The organism is Colwellia sp. SU-HH00943 (genome assembly GCF_057546125.1).
The window spans coordinates 603309-620663 of the sequence record NZ_BAAJLW010000001.1; the positions used below are offsets into that span (position 1 = coordinate 603309).

12 protein-coding genes are annotated in these 17355 nt (G+C 37.9%); 6 read left to right on the top strand and 6 right to left on the bottom strand.

Annotated features, from left to right (window positions below):
- Positions 1-16: 16 nt before the first annotated feature.
- Entirely contained in the window at positions 17-229 is a 213-nt protein-coding gene (rpmE, locus tag AC27GZ_RS02590) for a 50S ribosomal protein L31 (protein ID WP_487093317.1), read from the bottom strand.
- A gap of 279 nt (positions 230-508) precedes the next feature.
- Between rpmE and priA the strand changes: the two genes are divergently transcribed.
- The 5 genes from priA (at position 509) to AC27GZ_RS02615 (ending at position 5781) form a co-directional block, all read left to right on the top strand.
- On the top strand, positions 509-2713 hold the full coding sequence (gene priA, locus AC27GZ_RS02595) for a primosomal protein N' (RefSeq protein WP_487093318.1): 2205 nt from the start codon (positions 509-511) through the stop codon (positions 2711-2713).
- Positions 2714-2756: 43 nt separating this feature from the next.
- The gene (locus AC27GZ_RS02600; RefSeq protein ID WP_487093319.1) at positions 2757-3320 is read left to right on the top strand and encodes an SPOR domain-containing protein; all 564 of its coding nucleotides are present in this window, start codon (positions 2757-2759) and stop codon (positions 3318-3320) included.
- A 115-nt stretch (positions 3321-3435) separates the two neighbouring features.
- The gene (gene hslV, locus AC27GZ_RS02605) at positions 3436-3954 is read left to right on the top strand and encodes an ATP-dependent protease subunit HslV (protein WP_487093320.1); all 519 of its coding nucleotides are present in this window, start codon (positions 3436-3438) and stop codon (positions 3952-3954) included.
- 98 nt (positions 3955-4052) lie between these two features.
- Positions 4053-5396 carry an ATP-dependent protease ATPase subunit HslU gene (gene hslU, locus AC27GZ_RS02610; protein WP_487093321.1) on the top strand — a complete coding sequence of 448 codons (1344 nt, stop codon included), beginning with the start codon at positions 4053-4055 and terminating at the stop codon, positions 5394-5396.
- A 28-nt stretch (positions 5397-5424) separates the two neighbouring features.
- Positions 5425-5781, top strand: a complete 357-nt coding sequence (locus tag AC27GZ_RS02615; protein WP_487093322.1) for a gamma-butyrobetaine hydroxylase-like domain-containing protein — start codon at positions 5425-5427, stop codon at positions 5779-5781.
- A gap of 59 nt (positions 5782-5840) precedes the next feature.
- Here the strand turns inward: AC27GZ_RS02615 and AC27GZ_RS02620 are convergent, their stop codons facing one another.
- Together AC27GZ_RS02620 and AC27GZ_RS02625 are read right to left on the bottom strand one after the other, a co-directional pair.
- Positions 5841-7700, bottom strand: coding sequence for a methyl-accepting chemotaxis protein (locus AC27GZ_RS02620; RefSeq protein WP_487093323.1), 1860 nt, complete (start codon positions 7698-7700; stop codon positions 5841-5843).
- Between the two features lie 116 nt (positions 7701-7816).
- On the bottom strand, positions 7817-9829 hold the full coding sequence (locus AC27GZ_RS02625) for a putative bifunctional diguanylate cyclase/phosphodiesterase (RefSeq protein ID WP_487093324.1): 2013 nt from the start codon (positions 9827-9829) through the stop codon (positions 7817-7819).
- 138 nt (positions 9830-9967) lie between these two features.
- Here AC27GZ_RS02625 and rraA point away from each other — a divergent pair, with 138 nt between their 5' ends.
- Positions 9968-10453, top strand: coding sequence for a ribonuclease E activity regulator RraA (gene rraA / locus AC27GZ_RS02630; RefSeq protein WP_487093325.1), 486 nt, complete (start codon positions 9968-9970; stop codon positions 10451-10453).
- Positions 10454-10504: 51 nt separating this feature from the next.
- On the opposite strand, the gene AC27GZ_RS02635 is transcribed toward rraA, so the two are convergent.
- From AC27GZ_RS02635 to AC27GZ_RS02645, 3 genes are all read right to left on the bottom strand, one after another.
- Entirely contained in the window at positions 10505-12124 is a 1620-nt protein-coding gene (locus AC27GZ_RS02635) for an EAL domain-containing protein (RefSeq protein ID WP_487093326.1), read from the bottom strand.
- Between the two features lie 116 nt (positions 12125-12240).
- A complete protein-coding gene (locus tag AC27GZ_RS02640; protein ID WP_487093327.1) occupies positions 12241-13848 on the bottom strand; it encodes a methyl-accepting chemotaxis protein in 1608 nt (535 codons plus the stop codon).
- Positions 13849-13961: 113 nt separating this feature from the next.
- A complete protein-coding gene (locus AC27GZ_RS02645) occupies positions 13962-17231 on the bottom strand; it encodes an amidohydrolase family protein (RefSeq protein WP_487093328.1) in 3270 nt (1089 codons plus the stop codon).
- Between the last annotated feature and the right edge of the window lie 124 nt (positions 17232-17355).

Here is a 17355-nt window from a genome sequence, read left to right on the forward strand (position 1 = left end):
TACATAAGTAGTAAACTTACTTCTTAGAAAGTGCACCAAAACGTTTGTTGAATTTGTCAACACGACCACCAGTCTCAGCAGCTTTTTGCTTACCAGTGTAGAATGGGTGACAAGCTGAACATACGTCTAAATGGATGTCTTTACCTACTGTAGAACGAGTAGTAATAACATTACCACAAGAACAATTAGCTTTAAATTCTACATAATTAGGATGAATACCGTCTTTCATGGGGACCTCTATCTCTTTCGAGAACTTGGGCGTATCGCCACTTAGCCGTTTATCTTTAAACGCCAAGCACCATACGAGTTAAAAAATAATGGGGGCGAATAATAATGCAAAGCTTATACAACTGCAAGAGAAAACCCGTCAAATTGTTTAAATAAATAGCGCTTTGTTAAGGTGAGATTGAAATCGGTAATTATTTGACAATAATGTAAGCTTGCTACTTGGCAGTAGCCTTTTCTCAGGTCAAAATAGCCAATCAATATCATTAAATAAACGCGTGTAGTGTCAACTCAATTTGTACAAGTTGCTGTACCTGTTCCAATGCGGCAATTATTCACTTATCAAGTGCCTAGCACAATGCAGTCACCTCCCATACAGGTAGGTGAGCGTATCGCTGTACCTTTTGGCGCGAGACAAGTTATCGCTATTATTATTTCGCTTAGTGATACTTGTGATATTGAGGCTAAAAAAATCAAATCAATTAGTAAAAGGCTCGATGATAGTTTTCATTTAACTGACAGTGTCGTAGATTTTTTACAATTATGCGCCAATTACTATCACCACCCTATTGGCGATGTTTTTCAGCAAGCTTTACCTAAACTCCTCAGGCAAATAAAAAAACTTGACCTACAACCACCCATGGTTTGGCATAGTCTCTCTGAGGACAATATTGAACAAGTGAGCAAACTTGCTAGCAAAGCGCCAAAGCAGCACGCACTATTTTCACTGATTGATAACCATCAAGGTATAAGCTGGCCAGAATTACGCACTTTGGGGTATAGCAAAGCCCAGCTGAATGCGCTCGTTGCAAAAGATTTAGTGGTGGAAAAAAAGCAAATACCCAAAACATATGCTTGGCACAAACGAGCTTTAAATGAAGAAAACAAACAACGTTTATCTACCGAACAAGCAGTGATTGTTGCTGCCGTTAACCAAGCAAGTGAACAATTTAGCTGCCACCTCATTGATGGCGTAACCGGAAGCGGAAAAACCGAAGTTTACTTGCAAGCAATGGAAAGAGTGCTTGAAAATAGCAAGCAAGTGCTGGTTATCGTGCCTGAAATTGGTTTAACACCGCAAACATTACTACGATTTGAGCAGCGTTTTAATGTCCCTATTTGCTTACATCATTCTAACTTAAATGATAAAGAGCGCTTAGACACTTGGCTCAATGCTCAACAAAATAGTGCAGCTATTGTAATAGGTACCCGCTCCGCTATTTTTACCCCACTTCGACGTATGGGCATGATCATTGTGGATGAAGAACATGACAGCTCGTTAAAACAACAAGACACTTTTCGTTATCATGGCAGAGATTTAGCGATATTACGCGCTAAACAACTGAATATTCCGGTGTTGTTGGGCAGCGCTACACCGAGCTTTGAATCTTTGCAAAATGCCTTATCCGGGAAGTATCAATACCATCAACTGCATAAACGCGCCGGCAAAAGTAGCCAAGCTAAAATAGCCTTAATTGATGTTGCGAAACAGCAAATGGAACATGGTATTTCTGGCACATTGAAGCAGGAAATACAACAAACTTTATCACGTGGTGAGCAAGTATTGATTTTTTTGAACCGTCGAGGTTATGCGCCTGCTATTCACTGTCAGGAGTGTCATTGGATTGCTGATTGTCAGCGCTGTGATAAACCTTATACTTTCCATCAAAAACAACAATTACTTATTTGCCACCACTGTAGTAGCCAAAAGCGTGTTCTACCACAATGCCCTAATTGTGGCAGTATTAGGATAAATCCAATTGGCCAAGGTACTGAACAATTAGAGCAACGCATAGGCGAACTATTCCCAGATGTCAGCTTAGTGAGAATAGATCGTGACAGTACCCGTAAAAAAGGTGAACTCACCAAATTACTACAAGAAATCAGTGATAAAAAACATCAATTACTCATTGGCACACAAATGCTCGCTAAAGGCCATCACTTCCCCAATGTGACTTTAGTTGCAGTACTTGATGGCGACGGTGCTTTATTTAGTTTTGATTTTCGCGCCAGTGAACAAATGGCACAGTTACTAGTACAAGTAGCAGGACGTGCTGGGCGTGCGAGTAAACCTGGCAAAGTCTTATTGCAAACTAATTACCCAGATCATCCGCTTTTACAAGAAGTACTTCATAATGGCTACCAACACTTTGCCAAACAATCATTAATAGAACGTCAACAGGCCTTGCTACCTCCGTTCAGTTATCAAGCCCTTATTCGGGCAGAATCAAATTATCCGAGTTATCCTGAAAAGTTTTTACGTGCCCTAACAGAGCACCCCATCAATCAATGTGAGTATGCGGGCCCGGTGCCAGCAGCAATGGAAAAAAAGGCCGGTAAGTTTCGATATCATTTAATCATCCAGTCAAGGTCCAGAAAGCATTTGCATCAAGCTGTATCAGAATTGTTGATAATGATTCCAAATGTCGAGTGGCAAAACAAAGTACGCTGGAGTTTAGATATAGACCCTATTGATTTAAATTGGTGAGTAGTTAGAATAAACAAAGTTTTCCGCTATTCTTTTCCCATTCATGTCAAATCAAGATTATATCGCTCGTAGCCCGGCTAAAAAAAAGAAAAATAACCCATATAAAAAAAAGCCCACTCAGCAGCAACCTAACAATAATAAAAAGAAAGCATTTGTATTAATCACACTTATTTTGCTCATTGCTGGCGTAGCTTACGGATTATGGTTTTTAAAAACTGATCCGAGTACAAAAACACCTCATGTCAGTAAAGAAGCTAAAACGATAGAAGAGAAATCAACAGCATTACCTAAACCACCTGAAGAAAAGTGGCAATATGTAGACGACTTAAAGCATAAAGAAGTTGAAGTTGGTCAGTATGAGGTTAAAGAAAGTGGCCCATATAAAATGCAATGTGGCTCTTTTAAAACTCAATCTCAAGCCGAAACATTAAAAGCAAAAATGGCTTTTGTGGGTATTGAAAGCCAAATTCAAACGGCACAAGGCAAAAATAATATGTGGTATAAAGTAGTATTAGGTCCTTATACCCGTAAGCGAGCCGCTGAAGAAGACAAACATAAATTAAGAAATAACCAAATAAATGGATGTCAAATTTGGCTGTGGCGATAAGTCACTCATTATTTATTGTCAATAAACATTAATAAAGTCAATTCTATCCTTGAAAAGTTATTAATAACCCCAATTTAATTACCATCAAAAATGTATTTATTAGATTGGGGTTTACATGACTACTATCGTTTCTGTTCGACGCAATGGCAAAGTGGCTATAGGTGGTGACGGGCAAGTTTCACTGGGCAATACTGTAATGAAAGGTAATGCTCAAAAAGTACGTCGCCTATACAATAATAAAGTACTTGCAGGTTTTGCTGGCGGTACAGCCGATGCCTTTACTTTATTCGAGCGCTTTGAAAGTAAGCTAGAGCAGCATCAAGGTCATTTAACTAAAGCCGCGGTAGAGCTTGCTAAAGACTGGCGTAGCGATCGCGCATTAAGAAAACTAGAAGCATTACTTGCTGTTGCTGATGAAACTGCTTCACTTATTATCACAGGTAATGGCGACGTTATTCAGCCTGAGCATGATCTTATTGCCATTGGTAGTGGTGGTAATTTTGCACAATCAGCCGCTACAGCATTATTAGAAAATACCGAATTATCAGCCAAAGAAATTGTTGAAAAGTCTTTAACTATTGCTGGGAATATTTGCGTATTTACCAACCAATCACAGACTATTGACGAGCTTTAAGTTTTCTTTCAAACACAAAAGCCAAAAGATTATTGCTGTTCATTTATCAATTAACACTTCTTGCCTAAAATAACACTGCAAGAAATGAGGATTTAACCATGTCAAATATGACTCCCAGAGAAATTGTTCACGAATTAGACACCCATATTGTTGGGCAAGGTGATGCTAAGCGAGCAGTGGCTATTGCCTTAAGAAACCGCTGGCGTCGTATGCAACTTGATGAAGCATTGCGTAATGAAGTAACCCCTAAGAATATTTTAATGATAGGCCCAACAGGGGTTGGTAAAACAGAAATTGCACGACGTTTAGCTAAATTAGCCCGTGCGCCTTTTATTAAAGTAGAAGCAACAAAATTTACCGAAGTAGGTTATGTCGGTAAAGAAGTTGAGACCATTATTCGTGATTTAGCTGATATGGCTATCAAGATGGTTAAAGAAGATGAAATGAATCGTGTTAAGCATTTAGCTGAAGAAGCGGCTGAAGAGCGTATTCTCGATGTACTATTACCCCCTGCGCGCGATGGCTTTGGTAATGCAGAAACTCAAACAGATGAAAGTGCCGGCAGCAGTACCCGACAAGTTTTCCGTAAAAAATTGCGTGAAGGCAAGTTAGACGATAAAGAAATTGAGCTGGACTTAGCCGCACCACAAGTGGGAGTTGAAATCATGGCTCCTCCAGGTATGGAAGACATGACCTCGCAACTTCAAAGCATGTTCCAAAATATGTCTAACGATAAAACTAAAAAGCGTAAGTTAAAAATAAAAGACGCTTTTAAAGCACTGCAAGAAGAAGAAGCTGCCAAAATAGTTAATCAAGATGATATTAAGCAAAAAGCCATTGATGCTGTTGAGCAAAATGGCATAGTGTTTATTGATGAGATAGATAAAATTTGTAAACGTGCTGACAGTAACAGTGGTGGTGATGTGTCTCGTGAAGGTGTTCAGCGAGACTTATTACCTTTAGTCGAAGGTTCGACCGTGAGCACTAAACACGGTATGGTGAAAACTGATCATATTTTGTTTGTGGCCTCAGGTGCCTTTCAAATGGCAAAACCTTCTGACTTAATTCCTGAATTACAAGGGCGTTTACCTATTCGTGTTGAGCTTAAAGCATTAACAACTGAAGACTTTGTTAGAATTCTTACTGAGCCATTTGCGTCATTAACTGAGCAATATATCGCTTTATTAGCCACTGAAGGCGTAGATATTGCCTTTAGTGATGATGGTATTCAAGCAATTGCAAATGCAGCGTGGCAAGTAAACGAAACCACTGAAAATATTGGTGCTAGACGTTTACACACTATGATGGAACGTCTAACAGAAGACTTGTCTTTCCATGCAGATCAACGCACTGGAGAAACGATTTTAATTGATAAAGCCTATGTTGAATCGACATTAAATGAAGTGGTTAAAGACGAAGATTTAAGCCGATTTATTTTATAACAACACCTATAATAAGTATGTGAGTTTTATGAAGATTGAGCGTTTTACTATAGATAAACCTGAGAAAAAGTTACTTATTACTGCGGCTAAGAAGAAAAATTTTGACCTTAGTTTTGAGTTCTTACGGGTTTTCACTCCTCAAACGACAAATAACCCGAATCAGGGCATTGAAACTCACAAAAAGGGTGTGATATTAGCGTCAATAGAAGCGGTAGGAAAACACGGCTACCGCTTTATTTTTGATGACAATCATAGTGCGATTTATTCAACTAGCTACCTTGAAATACTCATCAAAGAGCGTGACAAGCGCTGGCAAGATTACTTGAGTCAGCTCAAGTCATCTGGTCACTCAAGGGAAGCAATCATCGACATCAAACAACTTTAATAGTGCCAGTAAGGCACTATTTATTCGTCATATTTTATTCGTCATATAAGCTGTCATGGTTAAACAACAAAGCGACTAACTTCAGTATGTAATACTTTCGCTTGTTGAGATAACTCTTCACTCATTTCTTCATTTTGTTTTGCCGATGTTCCAGAGCGCTCTGCTACATCCCTGATCATCACAACATGCTGATTCACTTCTGAAGCGACAGTCGTTTGCTCTTGAATGGCCGATGCTATAGAACTGTTCATTTCTAAAATTAATGATACATCTTGATTGATTTCTTCCAGCATAGAGCCTGCTGAGCTTGCTTGATCAACACTGTCTTGCCCTTGATCTCGACAAGTCGCCATCAGCTGAACAATTTCTTGTGTGCGTGACTGTAGTAAATTAATGATGGTTTCGATTTCTTGTGTAGATTCCTGTGTTCTACTCGCCAGTGTTCTCACTTCATCTGCCACAACAGCAAAGCCCCTTCCTTGCTCTCCCGCACGTGCAGCTTCGATAGCAGCATTTAATGCAAGTAAGTTTGTTTGCTCGGCAATACCACGAATAACATCAAGTACTGAGGCTATAGTCACACTTTCTTTTTCTAACTCTTTGACAACATCTTCTGAAGCAAGTAATTTCTCCGAAAGGTTCACTATTTGACTGATTGTTTGCTCAACGCCCTGTTTACCTTGATCGGCATTATCATGGGTTGTCTCAGCCTTATGAGCAGCTTCACGCGTATTACTGGCTATTTGCTCAACGGTAGCAACCATCTCTGTCACTGCTGTTGCCACTAGATCTGTTTGCTCCATTTGGGTTTCAACACCTGAATTAGCATGGTGAATATTCTCTGCCAACATGTCAGTAGCACTATTAAGTGTTGTTACTGATTGGTTTACTTCAACAATAAGGTGACGAAAAGAGTGGAGCATTTGATTAAACACAGTCCCCATATCTGCAAGCTCATCATTACCTTTAAATTCAACCCCTTTTGTTAAGTCATTTGTTTGAGCAATGTGCTCCATAGTGCCTTTTAAGTCCATAATTCGGTTAATAATACTTGTACTGATGGTCCAAGCTAATGCTAGAGCTATCACCAAAACAACCAAAAACAAGCTGTAAGCTACGGTGTCAACAAAGCTAATATTATCTTCTACGGCCTGCTGACTCTTACTCAACAACGCTGCCAAAATATCATCAATTTGATGCACGGTTTTACGCATCAAGCCTAATATGCCCATAGTAGAGTTATAACCTAGCTCTTTTTGAGCTGATACTAAGGCTAAAAACGCCTGTTCATAGCTGTTTAGTAAAGTAATGACTTGTGCTTTTTTATCTGAGTCAAAACCACTGTTATCAACATTGCTGATCAGTATAGAAACATTATTTTTCAGGCGGGTGACGTACTTATCGTCTAGGCGTAACATAAAATCTTTTTCGTTACGTCTTAGCTGTAGCATTTCACTCAATAATTGAAAGTCATCTTTACCAATTAACTCTTCAACATTATGAACAGCTTTACGTAGCTCGCCGTATAAAGCATCTTTAGGGTTTAAACCAATTTCTTGCTGCTTCACTACTAAGCTTTTAAAGTGTTTTTCGTACTCTTTGAGAATAACCTTCATATTATTAAACTCAGCCAGCTTCAAATCATTACTAATAAAGTCTTGCTGCAAGCTTTGCACTTGCTTCTGCAGAGCTCCCATATTTTGACTAAATTTATCAGAGTATTTTAAATCCTTACGCGCAAGAAAGTCTTTTTCATTACGTCTTAATTGCAATATTGAACTTTCTATTTTACCTAATGAGGTAGCAATATTAATATCATGTTGTAATGCATTACTGGCATAACGCAATAATATTAGCATCAATAACATTGCCAAAATTAGGGTAACAGTGTTTGCAATTAACTTATGTTTAATGAGCATATGTACAAGCCTTTGACGAATATTGTATGTTTTTATTGGTAAGTGATTACAGTATAGACGTTTTTCAAAATTTTAATAAAAATTATTATGCTAATTTTTGCGCAGAAAATGCTTTATTAAGACTTACTTTTTCCTTTAGATAAAAATTGAGTAAGTGCTTCTTCTGAAAGTGGTTTGTTAATAAAGTAACCTTGCACAGCATCACAACCTAAGTTACGCAGTACATTAAGTTGTTCGACAGTTTCAACACCCTCAGCAAGTACACGTTTTCCTAAACCGTGAGAGAGCTCTATCATAGATTTCACAATCGTCATATCTGAGTCATTAGACGCAACTTCGGTAATAAAACTACGATCTATTTTAATTTTATCTATAGGTAACTTACGTAAATACGCTAAAGAAGAGTAGCCAGTTCCAAAATCATCAATAGATACTTTGATCCCCATATTTTGAAGGCTAACAATAGTATCCATAGCGCTACTAATATCAGTCATCACAACATTTTCTGTTATTTCTAACTCTAAATATTTAGGCTGAATTTTATATTCCAATAATAAGGCTTGTATATTGGCTACTATTTGAGGGTCTTGAAATTCAATGGCGGTAATATTAACAGCAATAGCCACACGTCGCTTATAGTGTTTATACCATCGAGAATTAGCTTCACATGCTTTAACTAAAATATAATTATCAAATTCACTGTTCATTTTAAGGGCATCAATATCATCTAAAAAATGCGCCGGAGACAACAAACCTTTTTCAGGGTGCTGCCAGCGAACTAAGGCTTCAACACCTTCTAACCTATTGGTTAATAAATTTAATTGTGGTTGATAATATAAAATAAACTCATCATTAACTAATGCTGATTTAAGCTCTTTTTCAACAAGTAATAATCTTCGACCCTCAGCCTGCATGCCAGATTCAAAAGCAACTGTACTAATATTATTAGTTTCAGCATGGTGCAATGCCAGGTTGGCATTATGTAATAACTCTTCCGAGTCTTTACCGTCAGCAGGGTAGGTGCAATAGCCTACGCTCGCTTGAATATGTATATCTTGGCTATCAAAGCGGAAAGGCCTATTGATGATTTGATGTAGATGCTCTGGTACACGTTCAATGGCGCCAGTCTGGTTAGATTCAACAACAAACATAAATGAATCACCACTGAGCCTACCAATAGCCTTGGGCAACATAATACTGTTATTTAATCGCTTAGCTATTCCTCCTAAAATATAATCACCCGTTTTCAAACCATAAGTGTCATTAATAAATTTAAATTGCTTAATATCTATAAGAAAAATAGCTAACTGAATATTTTTTTCGTTAGCCATAAGAACAGCTTCGGATAATTTAGCCATAACTTGTTCACGGTTTAAAGCCCCTGTTAACGAGTCATGCTTACCCAAATATTGCACTTTGCTCATGGCGTGAACTGCGATATTTCGCTCAGCTCCTTGCATCCAAATTAGCAAGATAAAACCTAAAGCACTATGGGCGCCAACATCAAAATACAATAAGAAGATTTGCAATTGATTAAACCAAGGTTCGGTTAGCGCAACAATTGAAATAAAAGAATGTAATATGTATCGAGTTCCCAACAATAAACAATACGCTAATAATATTTTGCTGGAAAAGTGAGGTTTTCTATCAATATAAAGATAAAAACTCGTGGCAAGAAAAGCACAGGCAAAAACAAAACTTTTTAAACTAACCGTCAGGTAAAAGCGGTTGAACACGTTTCCTGCATCAAAAGCATAATAAGTTGCCGCAAAAACACCTAAAACAATTGCAGCGGTATATACACTCCTTGCCACTACACGATTTATTGGCTTGTTCTTTTTAGCACTATATAACCCAGCTAATAACAACGCGAGATATAAGTACATACTAGATTGCTGTATTTGCGCATAAAATAATGGCAAATAATCAGTAAAATAATAGTTGTTATATTCTTGCAAAATTGCACTACTGGTATAAAAACAGCTTAGTGCAATTAGGCTAAGCATCCAACATCGAACGTACTCCCGACCAAAAGCCCGAAAATACATAAAAAAGACGAAAGACAGCAGAGCAAAAACGATTGCTTGGGTAGCAAATAAAAAAGCTGTGGCGTTAAGGTTTTCAAGCATTTATTTGCCGTATAATGTTGTTAATAAGTGCTATTTACTATTAAAGAGACTTTTACCTGAAAATACAAGTAGCTATTTAACTTTAGCTAAAAATCGATATACTAATATTACTCTAGCCTTTTCATAAAGAAGATGCATATGGAATACAATACTTCACAATTATGCGATACCTATGCAGGTGTCGTTGATGTCATAGATCCTATTTTTAGTAATTATGGTGGCAGAAACTCATTTGGTGGCAAAGTCGTCACAATCAAATGCTTTGAAAGTTTAGGGATAATTGAGCAAGTTGTTGCCACCGACGGAACGAGTAAAGTATTAGTAATTGACGGTGGTGGTTCTGCCAGACGAGCACTTATAGATATCAATATTGCAGAAACAGCAGCAAACAATGGCTGGGAAGGTATTATTTGCTATGGCAGTGTACGAGACGTTGATGCACTAGAAGAAATAGACATAGGCATACAAGGGATAGTATCTATTCCGGTTGGAGCAAGTGATACTGACGTTGGCGAAAGTGATATCGCCATAAACTTTGGTGGCGTCACCATATTGCCTGATGATCATATTTATGCGGATAATACCGGTATTATTCTTTCACCCGATCCATTAGACATAGAGTAATATTAGCACACTACCGATAAGCACTGTTAATCTGCGTAGCTACAATAAAGGCTAATTTGGCTTTGCATCCGGGTGTTGCGTGAACCACCTTTTCAACCAAATTTCCATCTCATCCGGAACTACACCACGGTTGATAATATCACCTTGAACAAGCTTTCCTCCCATTGCAACATAATGATTAACCGCTTCATGTTTATCAATATGAGTTCCAATCAAAGGTATTTGCATACTGCGAGTTAACGTGATTAACGCATTTATTATCGCTTTATCAGCATTATTAGCACCAGTTTTTCCTAACTGTTGGCAGTTAATTTTAACTTGATGAATAGCCATTTTTCTCAGGTAACGTAAAGATTCATAACTCCCAGAAAAGTTAAAAATAGCAATAGTGATATCTAAGGATTTGAGTTGATCAATAATACCTTTAGCCCGTTGACAGGCCGTAAGCATAATTTTTTCATCAAGCTCTATCATCAAATATTTACCCGCAATATTGAAGTTTTTCATTTGCTGCTCAATGTAATCAACTAAATCTGGTTCGAGTAAATTTTTACTGGAAAGGCTAACAGATACTTTCTGATATACACCCATTTTGTGAAGTGTAAATAAAGTCTTAAAAGCTTGTTTAAACATTTGTTTAGTTAACAAATAAACTTCACCACTATGCTCAGCAATACCGACAAATTCAGGGAGATCTTTTGGCTCTTCATCTTGGTAATACCAATGTACTTTTAATTCAAACCCAACAATAGAATTATCGTCTAAATTCACTTGTGGTTGTAAATACCAGCGCAAATTCTCAGCTAAGATATCTTTTCGCAAGCATTCCATCAAAGCGAGTTGTTGCTCGGTATAAAGTACCGCACTGTTATCAAAGTATTGAATGGGTTGCTCTTTTGATTCCGCTTTTAATAAAGCATCGGTTGCGTGCGCTACAATTTCGTTAGCACTATCACCGTGCTCTTCACTGATCGCCACGCCAAAAGCAAGCTCAAAATTTAATGAAAAACTTTTAAAACTCATTGCATCAGGTACAGCACCAGCAAGCTGCATACATAAATCGTCAATAACATGCTTAGCTTCATGTTTAGCGGTTGATAAATCAAACACCACTAAAAAGTCTAGCCCTTGCATCCGTGCTAAACGAACTGGCTCTGGGTTATTATCAAAGCTAATTAAGCTTTGATTATTCGCCACGGTTTTCTGTATGCAATACGCTAACTGCAGCAGTAAAAGATCGGAGTTATGATGGCCTAATACGGTATTAACTTGTTTAAAATTAATGGGTTTAAAAACAACAGCAGCCATTCGAGTTTGTTGCTTCGTTTTCAGTATATGCTCGAATTGCTTCAATGCATGCTGGGCAGTAGGCAAATTTGTAGTTAAATCATGGGTGTAGTTAAAAAGCTCGTCTTTTGAGATGGTATACTCTTGAGTTGATTTTGACTTTTTAATCAAAAACCGCCAAATGAAAAACAATAAAATAGGGAAAAAGCTGCCTAACCCAAACATGAATATGCTGTGATTTAATGCATTAGATTGTGATTCAGCGCTAGCAGAAAAAGAGGTAAAAATTAAACATAAAAAACTGAGAGATAGGATATTACTTCCCCATGGGTTTTGTATGTTTTTTTTAACAAACACTAAAAAAGCACTCTTATAACATTCCATATCAAACCAACGTAATTTACTAGTAAGCTGGTTAGATAATATATTGTCTTATCTAACCAGAAGTCTAACCCGAATCCTAACCTTAGCTTAATGAAAATGCTTGCTCTTGTACAGAATTACAGTTTGAATTTGTCTAATTGCTCGTTCAATTTGGTCGCTAAAGTCAGTAGATGCTCACTCACCTCTTTACCTCGAATAGCATCTTCACTTGATTTTTCCGCGACGTCACTAATTTTAACCACATTAACGTTTATTTCATCTGCAGCTAAATTTTGCTGCTTAGCTGCATCAGAAATTTGGCAGTTAAGTTGGTCTAACTCTTTTATTTCAGAAGTTATATCAACAAGTAAATTCGCAACGTTTGCCACATCGTCAGCTTTTTCATTTGCCTGCTGACTTGCATCATTCATTGACTCAACAGCACCTTTCGCATCTTGCTGTAGCGCACCAATAGTTAACTGTATTTGATCGATTGAATCTCTTGTTCGTGTAGCTAAAGACCTCACTTCATCAGCCACTACCGCAAAACCACGCCCTTGCTCACCCGCTCGAGCTGCTTCAATTGCAGCATTTAGGGCCAGTAAATTAGTTTGCTCAGCAATTGCTGTTATCACCTCAAGCACAGTGCTCACTTCATTAGTTTTATTACTCAGCTCAGTAATCATATGGGTATTATCAATAACTGTATCACGTAAGTAATCAATACCTAGTTTGGTTTCATTGGCTAGCACCAAACCTTGAGAAGCTCGTTCATTGGCTGAAACTGATTTATCTGCAGCACTTTGTGTGTTTTGCTGAACTTCATTGGCGGAGGCATCAAGTTCATTAATCGCCGCGGCTACTGAGTCTGTGCCATTTTTTTGCTCTAATACAGCCTCTCGCGTTAGTGAAGAAATTTCATCAACCGTTTGTGCTGAAGTAGTGAGATTTCCACTTGCCTCTGCAATGGATAAAAAGCTTTTTTTGAAGGTCGCCATCATTCCATTTAATGCGCTACTTACAGCACCAAGTTCATCATGGTGATTAACTTTTATTTCTTTATTTAAATCTAAATTCTGTTCAACGCTTTTAATGGTTCGAGTCAATCGCTTCAACCTAAAAAAGACCAGTTTCTTTAAGGTATAACTCAGCAAGCCAAAACTAATAATAGTAATAATGAGCTGTAATATAGCTGCTTGGGTTATTGAATCAGCAATATCTTTATCAACACGGGATAAATCATAGGTAATTTTGACTGCACCAAGAATGTCATTATTTTTCACTTGATGACAAGTTAAACAATTAGTACCACGATAATCATCACTTGCTTTAATTGGCATTATGAAGCTGATCATTCGTTTACCATTTTCATCAAATTCGTTGAAGGCTTTTGTACCCGCTAAGCCTTGTCGCTCAAAATCACTTTTAGCACTTTGGTCATCAAAACCATTGCCAAAAACTTTGGTTAATACAGGTGCTCTAATTATCCGTGCTTCAACAATGTCATCTTGGCTAACAATTTTATCTTGAATAATTTTTCGGTTACCAATAGTGCCGGTTAACATCATAGTATTAACAGAATCAAAGTAATTTAGCGCTAAGCTTTCTAGGTTTCGTTCGACAAAATGCTCAGCTAAAACTTTTTCATCTTCATAGAAAAAAAAGATGGTGGTACTTAAAAATATCAAAGCAATGACGACCAGCGCAGCATTGATTTTTTTAGCTAACGATATTTTTTCAAACATATAGTTTCCTTGCACTCACTTTCAACAATAAAAAAGCACTATACCTGCCCAGTATAGTGCTCTATCGACAAACAAATAAAAAGCTTGATAGTTATTGATTCAAATAATAAAAATTATTGCTCAAAGTAAAACTTTTCACGCTTTTTATCATAATTACCAATTTCATTCATTGTTTCAGCATCATATAAACGGCCATTAATCATAGTGAAGTCTACCTTATCGCTAACACGAATATTTTGACTTACATCACCATCAATAACAATTAAGTCTGCTAGTTTGCCCGGTTTGATTGAGCCTAACTGTTTATCTAAGCCTAATGTTTTAGCCGGAGAAATAGTTGCTGTTCGCAATGCTTCTAATGGTGTCATTCCTCCTTGCTCCATCATCCAAATTTCCCAGTGCATCGCCAAACCTTCACGTTGACCATGTCCACCAGCATTGACTTTAATCCCTATCTCTTGCAGCTCATTAGCCACTTTAGCCACCTGAATGTGATTATAATGATGCATTGGCGCTTTTGGTCTACGCATAGATTTAGGTTGTAAAACTTCCGCTGGCACATATTGACTCAAACGAGGGTGTAACCAAACATCCGTTGTATCATACCAATAGTTTTCTCCCCAGATACCACCATAAGCAACCACCAATGTCGGTGTATAAGCCATGTTTGATTGTGACCATAACTGCTTCACATCATCATAAACATTCGCCACTGGAATAGAATGTTCTAAGGTTGTGTGACCATCAACAACCATAGTTAAATTGTGCTGAAATAAAGAGCCACCTTCAGGCACTACAAGCATATCAAGCTCACGCGCTGCTTGAATAAACTGCTGGCGTTGATTTCTACGCGGCTGGTTATAACTCTTAACACTAAACGCCCCCGCCTTCTTTAAACGCTCTACATGGAATTTAGCATCATCTAAACTATCAACATGTGCGGTATAACCGGCATAACTAGCACCATAGAGTATCTTACCTGTGGAGAACAAACGCGCTGCTACGATATCACCTGCTTTTTGCATTTCACTTGCTGCAAAAAATTCCTCAGTATCATTAGATGGATCATGAATACTGGTTACACCAAGTGCAAGGCCGGCATAGTTTTTCCAATTTTGTTGTGGAATAATTTGGTTGCTACCTTGAGGGCCATGCGCATGAGCATCGATTAGACCTGGCATAATACTCTTGCCCGTGATATCGATAACTTTGGCTGAAGAAGGAATATTTACTTGATCTCTTTCCCCTATCGCTTTAATTTTATTACCTTCAACCAGTACCACGCCATTTTCAATAATTTGATCGCCTTCCATCGTGATAACTTTACCACCCACAAAAGCAATTGAGCCTGAAGGTTTATCCACTTTTCTGCTGTACCCAAGATAAGTTTGAGTCACCGCAGATTTTTCCTGTTTGGCTGCGTCTTTTTCCTGCTCAGTTAGGGAAATATCAAATAACGATTTAATACTCGCTTGGTATAAATCAGGCCCTAAACTCCAATACAGTTTGTTTGAGTCTCCATGCCAGTTAACACCTTGCCCTGCTCGTACTGATAATTGCTTAACAGGTAGGTTGCCACCTTTAGGACCAATAGAAATAACATCACCTCGTTCAACAAATGGCGTTACAAACACTTTAAAACGCTCTGCAAAAGCCAAGTATTGACCATCAGGAGAGACTTTATATTCCGTAGCAAACTTACCTTGATAAAGGGTTCTATCTTCTTTACCGTCTAAACTTACGTACGCTAATTTAGGCTTTTCACCTTTGCGTATCACATAAATATTATCGTTATTACGGCCAAAATGAGCTTGTTGACCCTGCTCTGTAATTAACACTGGTTTACTACCTTTACGCTCACCCTTTGCAGAAACGGCATAAATCCCAGTATTTAAATCCCAAGTTGGCGTTGTGATATAACCGCCAGCTACTTTGCGATAAACCACTGTTTTACCATCAGGTGAAAAAGTTGGTTCAATATATTTACCCTTTGCTTTTAATAATGGTTTGCCTTTACCGCCACGGCTGGAAACGATACGAATTTGCCCTTGTTTTTGATCATTCCAAGTTGCATAAACGATGTATTTTCCATCGCGAGAAAAGCTAGGATTTAATTCAACATGAGAGGTTTGTTTGGTTAATCGTGTCGCTTTGCCCTTCGCTTTACCATCAACAATTTTACGTGTGTAAATATGTCCCATTGACTCAAAAACAACTTTTTTACCATCAGGCGATATTTCTACATCTCTTAGCATTTTTGCTGTAAAAGTATCTTGCGGTAACTCTTGCTCAAATTGTAATGCTTGTTGAATTTTTTTAGTGGTTTTTACATGAAAATCAATTACATTTGATTTTTTAGAATCTATATCTAAGCGGTTTATTTTACCATTATCCCAAAAAACTATGCTGTCACTGTCTGGTGTCCAAGCAATATTCGGATATACGCCATGAATCGCCCATGTCTCTTGCATATCACGTTCTAAATTTTCATAAATAAGCGTTTCTTCACCGCTTTGTAAGTTGTATAAATACAAATTAGACGAGAAGTCATCACGACTAATAAAGGCTATAAATTTTCCATCCGGTGAAGGCGTTGGACGAATTGCACCTCCTTTACCACTGATAACAACCTCTATTTCACCGCTAGCCATATCAAGGCGCTTAATTTTATAAATGCCTTTAATTGAGTCTTTTGAATAATGGAATGTTTTTCCGGGTGTCGCATCTTGAGAAAAATAAACATACTTACCATCGGCAGAATAAGCTGGTTCGCCTAAATCTTTTTGCTCATTAGGTCTTTTGGTGAGCATCACGCCACTGCCACCCGTTTTATGGTAAAGCCACACTTCACCTGCCCCTAAAGATCGTGTGCCGGTATAATGTTTACGGCCGATTAAGTAATTACCATCTGGCGACCATGCTGGGCTATTTAATAAACGAAATTGCTCTTTTGAAACTGCTTTAGCATTACTGCCATCTTTGTTCATTATCCATAAATTATCGCCACCATCTTGATCCGAGGTAAAGGCAATATATTGACCATCAGGGCTGAAGCGCGGCTGCATTTGCCAAGCTATATCAGTCATTAATGGTGTAGCCGTACCACCAGTAATGGGCATGGTATAAATATCACCCAATAAATCAAAAACAATAGTTTTACCATCAGGGCTAACATCAACATTCATCCAAGTACCGGAAGTGACATCAATTACAGCATCTTTAAATTTTCCTTGTGGTGCATTGACCGACCATGAAGCGGTCTCAGATGCTTTATCAGAAGCTGCTTCTTTGCTCTCCACAGCATGACTGCTCAGGGTTGCTGGCAAAGTAAACGTGGTAAGCAGCAAAGAAATTGCGGTTATTTTTTTAGTCGCGTGGAACATATCTCAATACCTTAAAGGTGAGTTAAATACGGATTATTCATTTTATTGCATACAATATAATACAATTATATAAGCACGAAAATAGGCGACTAAAAAAACTTAGCGGTTATACGATAACTGGTGG

What these genes read in the sequence shown, in the direction of transcription:
- rpmE (WP_487093317.1), bottom strand. Translation starts at nt 229, where the DNA reads ATGAAAGACGGTATTCATCCTAATTATGTAGAATTTAAAGCTAATTGT.
- AC27GZ_RS02600 (WP_487093319.1), top strand. Translation starts at nt 2,757, where the DNA reads ATGTCAAATCAAGATTATATCGCTCGTAGCCCGGCTAAAAAAAAGAAA.
- hslV (WP_487093320.1), top strand. Translation starts at nt 3,436, where the DNA reads ATGACTACTATCGTTTCTGTTCGACGCAATGGCAAAGTGGCTATAGGT.
- hslU (WP_487093321.1), top strand. Translation starts at nt 4,053, where the DNA reads ATGTCAAATATGACTCCCAGAGAAATTGTTCACGAATTAGACACCCAT.
- AC27GZ_RS02615 (WP_487093322.1), top strand. Translation starts at nt 5,425, where the DNA reads ATGAAGATTGAGCGTTTTACTATAGATAAACCTGAGAAAAAGTTACTT.
- AC27GZ_RS02620 (WP_487093323.1), bottom strand. Translation starts at nt 7,700, where the DNA reads ATGCTCATTAAACATAAGTTAATTGCAAACACTGTTACCCTAATTTTG.
- AC27GZ_RS02625 (WP_487093324.1), bottom strand. Translation starts at nt 9,829, where the DNA reads ATGCTTGAAAACCTTAACGCCACAGCTTTTTTATTTGCTACCCAAGCA.
- rraA (WP_487093325.1), top strand. Translation starts at nt 9,968, where the DNA reads ATGGAATACAATACTTCACAATTATGCGATACCTATGCAGGTGTCGTT.
- AC27GZ_RS02635 (WP_487093326.1), bottom strand. Translation starts at nt 12,124, where the DNA reads ATGGAATGTTATAAGAGTGCTTTTTTAGTGTTTGTTAAAAAAAACATA.
- AC27GZ_RS02640 (WP_487093327.1), bottom strand. Translation starts at nt 13,848, where the DNA reads ATGTTTGAAAAAATATCGTTAGCTAAAAAAATCAATGCTGCGCTGGTC.
- AC27GZ_RS02645 (WP_487093328.1), bottom strand. Translation starts at nt 17,231, where the DNA reads ATGTTCCACGCGACTAAAAAAATAACCGCAATTTCTTTGCTGCTTACC.